At 38.3% G+C, this 10,570-nt stretch carries 8 protein-coding genes and 1 riboswitch; of the genes, 3 read left to right on the forward strand and 5 right to left on the reverse strand.

Annotated elements, in window-relative coordinates:
- Window positions 1-57: 57 nt before the first annotated feature.
- The 4 genes from ACIR310F_RS0103365 to gap all read right to left on the reverse strand — a co-directional run bounded on the left by ACIR310F_RS0103365 (window position 58) and on the right by gap (window position 5,179).
- Window positions 58-702 (reverse strand): universal stress protein, encoded by a 645-nt coding sequence (locus tag ACIR310F_RS0103365; protein WP_028082602.1) that lies wholly within the window; start codon window positions 700-702, stop codon window positions 58-60.
- 158 nt (window positions 703-860) lie between these two features.
- Window positions 861-973, reverse strand: a riboswitch (cyclic di-AMP (ydaO/yuaA leader).
- A 497-nt stretch (window positions 974-1,470) separates the two neighbouring features.
- Window positions 1,471-2,472, reverse strand: coding sequence for a transaldolase (locus tag ACIR310F_RS0103370; RefSeq protein WP_028082603.1), 1,002 nt, complete (start codon window positions 2,470-2,472; stop codon window positions 1,471-1,473).
- Between the two features lie 132 nt (window positions 2,473-2,604).
- Window positions 2,605-4,035 carry a pyruvate kinase gene (gene pyk / locus ACIR310F_RS0103375; RefSeq protein ID WP_028082604.1) on the reverse strand — a complete coding sequence of 477 codons (1,431 nt, stop codon included), beginning with the start codon at window positions 4,033-4,035 and terminating at the stop codon, window positions 2,605-2,607.
- Window positions 4,036-4,153: 118 nt separating this feature from the next.
- Window positions 4,154-5,179: a type I glyceraldehyde-3-phosphate dehydrogenase gene (gene gap / locus ACIR310F_RS0103380; protein WP_028082605.1), complete on the reverse strand. Its 1,026-nt coding sequence runs from the start codon at window positions 5,177-5,179 to the stop codon at window positions 4,154-4,156.
- A 577-nt stretch (window positions 5,180-5,756) separates the two neighbouring features.
- Between gap and ACIR310F_RS0103385 the strand changes: the two genes are divergently transcribed.
- On the forward strand, window positions 5,757-6,689 hold the full coding sequence (locus ACIR310F_RS0103385; protein WP_028082606.1) for a UDP-glucuronic acid decarboxylase family protein: 933 nt from the start codon (window positions 5,757-5,759) through the stop codon (window positions 6,687-6,689).
- 63 nt (window positions 6,690-6,752) lie between these two features.
- Complete coding sequence (locus ACIR310F_RS0103390) at window positions 6,753-8,144, forward strand: UDP-glucose dehydrogenase family protein (RefSeq protein ID WP_028082607.1); 1,392 nt, start codon at window positions 6,753-6,755, stop codon at window positions 8,142-8,144.
- 114 nt (window positions 8,145-8,258) lie between these two features.
- Here the strand turns inward: ACIR310F_RS0103390 and ACIR310F_RS0103395 are convergent, their stop codons facing one another.
- Complete coding sequence (locus ACIR310F_RS0103395; RefSeq protein ID WP_028082608.1) at window positions 8,259-9,053, reverse strand: LmeA family phospholipid-binding protein; 795 nt, start codon at window positions 9,051-9,053, stop codon at window positions 8,259-8,261.
- Window positions 9,054-9,348: 295 nt separating this feature from the next.
- Between ACIR310F_RS0103395 and ACIR310F_RS0103400 the strand changes: the two genes are divergently transcribed.
- The gene (locus ACIR310F_RS0103400) at window positions 9,349-10,476 is read left to right on the forward strand and encodes an FAD-dependent oxidoreductase (RefSeq protein ID WP_028082609.1); all 1,128 of its coding nucleotides are present in this window, start codon (window positions 9,349-9,351) and stop codon (window positions 10,474-10,476) included.
- Window positions 10,477-10,570 lie beyond the last annotated feature (94 nt).

Consider the following 10,570-nt stretch of genomic DNA (forward strand, 5'->3'; position numbering starts at 1 on the left):
AAGAGTTCCCAGTTAAGAGTTCCCTTGTCATAACGACAATTTTTAACGTCAACCTACTTATTTATCAAGACAATGGGGAATACCTAACACTGCACAAGGGAAATTTTTACCTAATGTTTCAATCATGGCATGATCCGTAGATTTGCAGCCTAAAAACAGAATATCAGCGGTTTCTAATTGGACAACTTTTTTAAGTTCTTTAGCAACATTACCAAAGCGCAGATGAGAACTAAATGAACCTTGCCATTCTTCAGCAAGAGTTTTTGCTTGCCAAATAATTCTATCTGCTTCCTGGAGAGAAGTTCTAGATTCTCTTGCTAACTGCGGTAAAATTGCTGTTCCTTTTGAGCGATTTAATCCCCATGCAACTGACTTTGATATATTCCCCAATTGATATTCTAATTGAGCTTGATTTTCAGGAACTTTGAAGATATCAAGAGACTGATGATTCAAGTTTTCTTCTACTACATAAACAGCTTGAACTGTAACTTGATAGTTAGTAGCTAAAGTCGTTTGGTGGGCAATCCAAAAAGCAATATCTAAGGCTGTATGACTTTGAGGAGAACCATTATAAGCGACAATTAGATTAGCTGATTTCGCCTTTGAACCTTTTTTAGAACATGATTTTTGAGTTCCTGGCAGTAAAACCATTTGTTCAATTAGGTCATCACGACCGATAGCACTTTGTAAACGTGCCAATATTGGTTTAATTTTCACAGTTTTAACTTCTCTCCCTTGAAACAATTGACCAATGAGAAGCGGGGACGACAATTTTAAATTTTAGATTTATCTGTAATCTAAAATTTAGAATTTATTAAGGAAGACCCAATCATAACTGGTATTACAGCCAAGATTTTGGGAGTTCCTTCCATTGCTGACGGAGTTAGCTGACGGGCTAAGACTGGAAGGTGTCTCTCATAAGATTAGCCCCAAATACTTGGTTCCTCCGCTTCAAATTCAGTTTGGATGAATTTGAATTAAGCTACCCACTAAAAATATAGTCACAGTATTACACTAGGTTGAGATAAAGTCAAGTTTAAGAATATTGAGGATATGCTTGTATTCAAGAGCTTGATTTATAATTTTTTCCAATTTTCCCAATATTTAATGATTTAAACTATTTTGATCTAGCCAAAATTCACAAGTTATAATTTAGCCATAATTGATGATTAAACGTCAGTATTCAGCCACAGAAACTAAATCCCCGACTTCTATCATTAATTAGTTATTGATATTATCAAAAAAGAAGTCGGGGATCTTATTCATTATTCCCCCTCACTGTAGCAATTTTTTACTCAGATGGTTTTTTCATTGTACCGATTTTGAATGGCAATTTATACCATCTAGTAGCCCATTTGGGGAAAATTTCTTGCTCAAGGGGGATTCATTCGACTATCATCAAAAACTAAAAACAGATGTAGAGACGTTCCATAGAACATCTCTACAGGGGTTTCAAAGCACCGACATTTATTAAGCGGTGACTTTCTGACTTTCCAAACGAGTCAATCTTTCAGCTAATAGTTGTTCCAAGGATATTAAGGCCTTGGTAAAACCATCAATACCTTCTGCTAGTTTATCAGAAGCCATGCGATCGCCATTGTGCATTTGCTCAAAAGTCGCTTTATCAATGGAAATTTTCTCAATTGATAAATCTGCTACCTTTGCCGGATCAAGTTTTCTGGGTAATTCCCCCACAGTATTTTGCAATTCTGCCAACAAACCGGGAGAAATAGTTAACAAATCACAACCAGCCAATTCAGTAATCTCGCCCATATTACGGAAACTAGCACCCATCACCTCAGTTTGATAACCAAACTTCTTAAAGTAGTTATAAATGGTGGTGACAGATAATACCCCTGGATCTTCCGCTGCGGGGTAGCTAGTGCGGCCTGTATCCTTCTTATACCAGTCAAGAATACGACCAACGAAAGGAGAAATCAAAGTTACACCAGCTTCCGCACAGGCGATCGCTTGATGCAGACCAAACAGTAAAGTTAAGTTACAGTGAATACCTTCTTTTTCCAAAATTTCCGCAGCCTTTATACCTTCCCAAGTAGCTGCAATCTTAATCAAAACCCGCTCTTTGGCAACACCAGCGGCTTGATACTGACCAATCAAATCCCGTGCTTTTGCTACAGTGGCATTTGTATCATAAGATAACCGCGCATCTACCTCTGTAGACACACGACCGGGGATAATCTGCAATATCTTTAATCCAAAGGATACCGCCAAACGATCAAAAGCCAGAGATACCACCTGTGCTTGACTAGCACCTACACCAGCATCTTTTTTAGCTTTAAGCAGCGTTTGATCAACTATATCCTGATATTCCGGCATTTGCGCCGCAGCAGTAATCAGTGAGGGATTGGTAGTAGCATCTTGAGGTGTAAACTTTTCAATCGCTTGAATGTCTCCGGTATCCGCTACCACAACGGTTACTGCCCGTAGTGCTTCTAGTAAGTTCTTAGGCATAACATACTCCAATGTCAGTGGTCAGTAGTCAGTGGTCAGTGGTCAGTGGTCAAGGAACAAGGAACAGGAAACAGGGAATTAGGGAATTAGGATTTCCCAATTAGGAATTATCAACTACCCATTTTAGAGGTGTCAAGGCGTAATTGGCTGTCCAATAGAATGCACTTTAATTAAATTGGTTGTTCCAGGTGTACCAATGGGGACACCAGAGGTAATCACAACCTTATCTCCTTCCTTAACTAAACCACTATTGACAACTGTGTCTACCACATTAATAAACATTTCTTCAGCATTGCGAACAGGTTGAATAAGTAGGGGTTCTACACCCCAGGATAAAGCCAATTGACGGTAGGCGGTACAATCAGAGGTAAGAGCAATAATTGGCGTGCTGGGACGGTATTTAGAAACCAGTTTGGCTGTGCCTCCTGATGTAGTATTACACAAAATTGCTTTAGCACCAGTTTCATAAGCAATGCGACATACCGCTTGAGACACTGATTCTGTCACTGTCAAACTACCGGCTTTCGGTACCCAAGAATGTCTATTTCCCTCTTGTAATGCTGTTTCTGTTTGTAGTGCAATATTGTGCATCGTTTGCACCGCAGCAATAGGATATTCACCCATGGCTGTTTCTCCAGATAACATAACCGCATCTGTGCCATCTAAAATAGAATTAGCAACATCTGTAGCTTCAGCACGAGTAGGATCTGGCGCACTAATCATTGATTCTAGCATTTGCGTAGCTGTAATTACAGGTTTACCAGCTTGATTACAACGACGCGCAATTTCTTTTTGAATCAGCGGAACTTGATAAATAGGTACTTCTACCCCTAAATCACCACGAGCAATCATAATTCCGTCAGCAACTTCTAAAATAGCATCTAACTGTTCTACTGCTTCTGCTCTCTCAATTTTAGCAATTAGACGAATTTTTGAACTAGCACCTTCAATCATTCTCCGTGCAGGTTCGAGGTCTTGAGGAGAGCGTACAAAAGAAACCGCCACCCAGTCTACACCTAATTGTATTCCAAAGCGCAAATCCATTAAATCTTTTTCGGTAATCGAACTTAGAGGTAAAGGAGTTGCGGGTAAATTTACACCTTTATGAGAAGAAACCAAACCGCCAATATTAACATGAGCGCGAATTTTATCAGCGTCACGACTAGTAACGGTTAATTTTACTCGACCATCATTAATTAAAATTGGTTCACCACATCGCATCATAGCGAATAAAGTTGGTAGCGGTAAGGGTAACTCATCAACACTTTCACCCTTTTCTTGTAAAAGAAATGTCACTTCACTACCAGCCTCTAACATTAACCCTTCTGGTGGTAATTTTCCCAAACGAATTTTTGGACCACACAAATCTTGCATTATAGCAATAGGTTTGTTTAAGTCATTACCAATACGCCGTAAATTTTGAAAAACCTGAGCGTGAGCATCATAAGCACCATGAGAAAAATTTAACCGCGCCATATTCATTCCCGCTCTGACTATAGCTTCTAATTTTTCAGGTGAAGATGTAGCAGGTCCGATAGTACAAACAATTTTAGTGCGACGCATAATTGTGTAAGGAATAATGGTAAAGTAGCACACCCCATTAAGCCCTTATTTAAAACAATTAACTATGGATAAGCAAACAAAACTAATTGATTGTCAACAATTAACAATGAATAATTATCTAAATTAATTGTTCTTTTTTCGCCATTGATAAGATTAAATCAACAACACGGTTAGAATAACCCCATTCGTTATCATACCAAGACACAACCTTAAAGAAATTAGAATTAAGTTCAATTCCCGCTTTTGCATCAAAAATGCTAGAATGACAATTACCCTGAAAGTCTGTAGATACTACTTCTTCATCTGTGTAACCTAACACACCAATTAAATTACCTTCCGCAGCTTTTTTCATTGCTAGACAAATTTCTTTGTAAGAAGTAGTTTTAGTAGTTTTAAAAGTTAAATCAACTACAGAAACATCAGGAGTAGGAACTCTAAAAGCCATACCAGTTAATTTACCCTTTAATTCTGGTAATACCAAAGCCACCGCTTTAGCAGCCCCCGTAGCCGAAGGAATAATATTTTGAGACGCACCCCGTCCACCACGCCAATCTTTACGACTAGGACCATCTACCGTAGGTTGAGTTGCAGTCATAGCGTGAACTGTAGTCATTAAACCTTCAGCTAAACCAAAATTATCATTAATGACCTTAGCAATAGGCGCTAAACAATTTGTAGTACAACTAGCATTGGAGACAATTAAATCTTTAACGGGGTCAAACAAGTGATGATTTACACCCATCACCATAGTTTTTACTTTTTCCGGTTCTTTTGTTGGTGCAGAAATTACAACTCGTTTTGCACCGGCTTTAAGATGATTTTCAGCCCCAGCATAATCAGTAAAAAGTCCCGTAGATTCAACCACATAATCTACACCAAACTTACCCCAAGGTAGTTCCGCAGGATTTCGCATAGATACACAAAGAATAAAATGACCGTCAATAATAATACCGTCTTCCTTAGCTTCAATCTGACTTTTTAATCTACCGTGAGTAGAATCATACTTAAGAAGATACGCAAGATTATCAGGAGGAACTAAATCATTAATTCCCACAAACTGAATATGAGGATTATTCAAACCAGCGCGTAGCACAAGTCTACCAATACGACCAAATCCATTAATACCAACTTTCAACTTAGTCAAAATTAAACCTCCCGTATTAGGAACTTCAGCAATAACTGGCCGGGTTAATTCTAGTCCGACTTAGTTAAGTCTTACAGTTACAAAAGGCATAAAATTGATTTAACTGGCATATTTTAAGGTTTAATTATTAGTCATTGGTTATTTGCATGATCCAATACATTATTTAAATATCTGTATATTTGTTATGACTTACCAAAAATATCTCTAAAACCCTCTTGTCTTCGTTTTCTTCGTTCCTTCGTGGTTAATTCCTTCCTGAATTGTGAGTAAGTCTTACAGCAAGTTTAGCTTGAGTGAGGTGCATATTATGCGGGAAAGATACCCGTACCAAAAGAGTTTTATTACTAATATTTGTACTTCATAATAGCGGTAACTGCTGTATGTATATAGCAATCCTGAACGGTTTGTGAGAAAGTAGAGATATTCCATGAAAGGTCGCTAGAGCTAAATTCATACTTAGTTTGAGCAACCCCAAAAATCAGATAATAACTTAATTAAATAAATAGACATCTGGTTTTTTCCAAAAAGAATAATTGTGTGTACTATAAAAAAGAATAATATGACGGTTAAGGAAAGTATGAGAATTTTAGTGACGGGTGGTGCGGGGTTTATCGGTTCTCATTTGATTGATAGATTAATGAATGATGGTCATGAAGTCATCTGTTTGGATAATTTCTATACAGGAAAGAAACATAATCTCCGCCAATGGTTAGATAATCCTAATTTTGAACTAATACGTCATGATATCACCGAACCAATTCGCTTAGAAGTTGATCAAGTTTATCATCTGGCTTGTCCTGCTTCTCCAGTGCATTATCAGTACAACCCGATTAAAACTGTAAAAACTAATGTTGTCGGAACACTCAATATGTTAGGTTTAGCCAAACGGGTGAAAGCGAGATTTTTATTAGCCTCCACCAGTGAAGTCTACGGAGATCCAGAAGTTCATCCCCAAACGGAAGATTATCGAGGTAGTGTTAATCCCATTGGTATTCGTTCATGTTATGACGAAGGGAAAAGAATGGCGGAAACCTTAGCATTTGATTATCACAGAGAGAATAAAGTTGATATTCGCGTCGCCAGAATCTTTAATACCTATGGACCGAGAATGTTGGAAAATGATGGGCGAGTAGTCAGCAATTTTGTCGCCCAAGCATTACGAGGTATTCCTTTAACTGTTTATGGTGAAGGTCAACAAACTCGCAGTTTTTGCTATGTTTCTGACTTAGTAAATGGATTAATGCGATTAATGAATGGTGAACATACAGGACCCATAAATCTGGGTAATCCTGATGAATACACTATTTTAGAATTAGCTCAAGCTGTGCAAAATTTGATTAATCCAGATGCAGAAATTAAATTTGAACCCCTACCTGCTGATGATCCCCGTCGTCGTCGTCCCGATATTACTAAAGCACAAACTTTATTAAATTGGCAACCTACTATTCCCCTCCAAGATGGGTTAAAGCTCATGATCGAAGATTTCCGTCAACGGTTTCAACAGGTTTAGTAGTGCTAAATTCCTTTGATTCACTTGATTCACTGACAACTTTAAAAAACAAGGATTTCAAAAATGCGTGTTTGCGTAATTGGTACTGGCTATGTTGGTTTAGTTACAGGTGCTTGTTTAGCTCACATTGGCCATGATGTCATCTGTATAGATAACAACGAAGAAAAAGTAAAATTAATGAAGTCTGGTCAGTCGCCCATTTTTGAGCCAGGACTATCGGAAATTATGCAATCTGCCATTAATAGTGGTAATATTCAATTCTCTAGTGATCTCGCGGCTGGGGTTGATCATGGAGAAATTCTGTTTATTGCTGTGGGAACTCCTCCTTTACCTAATGGTGAAAGTGATACTCGCTATGTAGAAGCCGTAGCTCGTGGTATCGGCGAAAATCTCAATGGTGGTTATAAGGTAATTGTTAATAAATCCACTGTTCCCATCGGTTCTGGTGACTGGGTAAGAATGATTGTTTTAGATGGGATTGCGGAACGTCAAAAAACATTTGTGGCATCTGGTAATACAATAGAAGACAGTAAATTTTCTGAAATTGCCCATGATTTTGATGTTGTAAGTAATCCAGAGTTTCTGCGGGAAGGTTCGGCAGTTTATGATACCTTTAATCCTGATCGGATTGTCTTAGGTGGAAATAGTGAACAAGCCACCAGCATGATGAAAGAATTATACGCTCCAATTGTAGAACGCAAATTTGCGGCCGATAAATCTTTACCTCCTGTTCCCGTTCTGGTGACAGATTTAAGTTCCGCAGAAATGATCAAATACGCGGCTAATGCCTTTTTAGCCACTAAGATTAGCTTTATTAATGAAGTAGCTAATATTTGCGATCGCGTCGGTGCGGATGTTACCCAAGTAGCAAAAGGCATAGGTTTAGATTCCCGCATTGGTAGTAAGTTCTTACAAGCTGGTATTGGTTGGGGTGGTTCATGCTTTCCTAAAGATGTTTCCGCTCTCATTCACACCGCAGGTGATTATGGCTATGAAGCCCAATTGATGAAAGCTGCGGTTAGTGTTAACGAGCGCCAACGCTTAATTGCCTTAGAGAAACTACAACAAGCTTTAAAAATTCTCAAAGGTAAAACTGTAGGCTTACTTGGTTTGACCTTCAAACCAGATACGGATGATTTACGAGACGCACCCGCATTAATCCTCATTGAACAACTTAACCGATTGGGAGCTAAAGTTAAGGCTTATGACCCCATAATCTCGCAAACAGGAATGCGTCATGGTCTTTCCGGTGTATTAGTAGAAACCGATGCAGAAAGACTAGCGGATGGCTGTGATGCTTTGGTACTTGTCACTGAATGGCAACAGTTCAGCACTTTAGACTATGGGAAAATGGCAAAATTGATGAATCACGCAGTGATGATTGATGGTCGTAATTTCCTTAATCCTCAAACCATGATCCGGGCTGGATTTCAGTATGTAGGCGTAGGAAGGTAAAAAAGGGAACTGTTAGAGGTAATTTTCTTGTTTTCTCCTGACTGCTCCTGGAAAAATTAAATCGCCGCCCAGTGGAATCTGGACGGCGTTGATTTTTTTCAATTTTAAAAATTGTTAAGAACTGCGCGGAATTCGTTCAATTTCTGCATAACCACTAAAAATCAATCTTTGGCCTTCTGTTTCTAAACGATTTAGTCGCATTTTTACCCCATCTAAATCAAAGCGATCTAAATCAACCATATTATCCAAAATTTCTACCAATGCTGCACTTAAAGTCCGGGAAATTTCCCGTTGTGCTTCTGGAACTCCCTCAAGTTCAATCTTAGGGTCTTTAAAAGAAACCCGCCTTCTTCTTTCAATCCCAATCCCAACCGTCATACTTAGGGGTATGAGTTCACCATTGTTTAAATCAGCTTTAGCTACCAGGAACAAGCGATTTTCAGGTAATAGCTTGATTTGAACTTGGGTAAAGGAAACCGGTTCACCACCAGATATTTCCATCAGAGTTGGTTCAGAAAGGTTCAGCAGCCGCTTTTTCACCAGTTCCGACTCAAAAGCACGATTAATGCCTACTTCTGATAGAATCACACAAGCTACAGCTTGGGTGGGTTGTTTGAGATTGAGTTTACCACTTAAAACCGAGCCGAAGTCAATGGCTACCGCGTCGGTTTCAAAGGACATTTCCTCTACTGCGAAGTCTTTGCGAATTACTAAGCCACGGCCGTTCATTTTAAAGCTATCAATGCTGCCTTGCAACAGTTTGCTGGAGGGGTAGCAGCGCACAAAGACTTCTACCGACTCGCTTTGGGTAAACAGGTGGCGAATCGTTTGGCTGGCGACTGTGTTGAGCATTCGCTCTCCCCAATCGGTGCTTTTGGGATCTGTTAAACCAGTGAGTCCGCCGAACATTAGGTTTTAGTTTTTAGAAGTTCTTTATATTTTTGTAACAAATTGTGAACAATTATGCAAGCGATCCCCTGATTTAATCTACTAATGACTGAGAACAGGATAACTGATGGTTCTTATTTGGTTAATATCTTATTAACTTTACTATACATATTAATCACATAACTATTAAAATAGTTACTTATTTAAGGTATATAAAAACTCATAAAGTCTACTGAAACCAAGTTTCTCAAATTTATTTCCTTCACCCTCAAGTTATATTTTCTGTACATATAGTCAGTTTTCTATAAAAAAAATTATGATCAAAAATATAGTTTTGGTTGGTGGTGGTCATAGTCATGCTATTGTCTTAAAACTTTTTGCCATTTATCCACTATTAGGAGTAAACCTAATCTTAATTACCCCAGATAAATATACACCATATTCGGGAATGTTGCCGGGATATATTGCGGGATTTTACAAATATACTGAATGGCTTATAGATTTACAAAAGTTATGTAGATTTGCTGGCGCAAAATTATATCTGAAAAAAGTAATTGGACTGGATTTAAAAAATAACCAGGTGCTTTGTGATCAAGGATCTGTGATAGATTTTGATCTTCTCTCTATTGATATTGGTAGCACTCCTGAAAAACTGTCTGTATCAGGTGCAGTAGAGTATGCAATCGCAGCTAAACCAGTGGCACAATTTTTAGAACATTGGCATAAATTACGGGAAAATGTGGTTATAAATTCGCAAAAAAATCTGAATATTGGTATTGTGGGAGGTGGTGCTGGTGGTGTGGAATTAGCTTTATCAATGCAAGCAGGTTTGCAAAATTTGCACATAGATAATTTACAGGTACATTTATGGCAAAAAAGTCATGAACTCATGCCAAATTATCATTTATCTGTGCGGGTAATTATGGAAAAAGTTTTAATTAATAAAGGTGTGAAATTGCATTTAGGAGAAACGGTAAATCAAATTGCTCCAGGGGAGGAAAAGCTAAAGATTAAATGTCAATCTGGGTTAGAATTTGAATGTGATCAAGTTTTTTGGGTGACACAAGCATCAGCAGCAGAGTGGGTAAAAAATTCGGGAATTGGTACAGATGAAAAAGGTTTTATTTTGGTAAATAATAATTTGCAATCTGTTACTCATACCCATGTTTTTGCAGCGGGTGATATTGCGACCATGATCAATCATCATCTCCCAAAAGCGGGTGTGTTTGCGGTGCGTCAAGGTAAACCTTTATATGAGAATTTAAAAAGGATGATTTTGGGAAAGTCACTTAAACCCTATCAACCACAAAAAACTTATTTGAGTTTAATTAGTACGGGAGACGGAAAGGCATTAGCTACTAGAGGCAATTTCACTTTACCCCCTCATCAATTATTATGGTACTGGAAAGACTGGATTGATCGCCGTTTTATGAATCAGTTTTGATAGAGTTGATTGCCTCATAGTTAATTTACAGCAGTTCCCGGTATTATGAAGTACAGATATTAATGATAAAACTCTTGTGGTGCGGGCATCTTGC

Source organism: Dolichospermum circinale AWQC310F (assembly GCF_000426925.1).
Taxonomy (GTDB): Bacteria; Cyanobacteriota; Cyanobacteriia; order Cyanobacteriales; family Nostocaceae; genus Dolichospermum; species Dolichospermum circinale.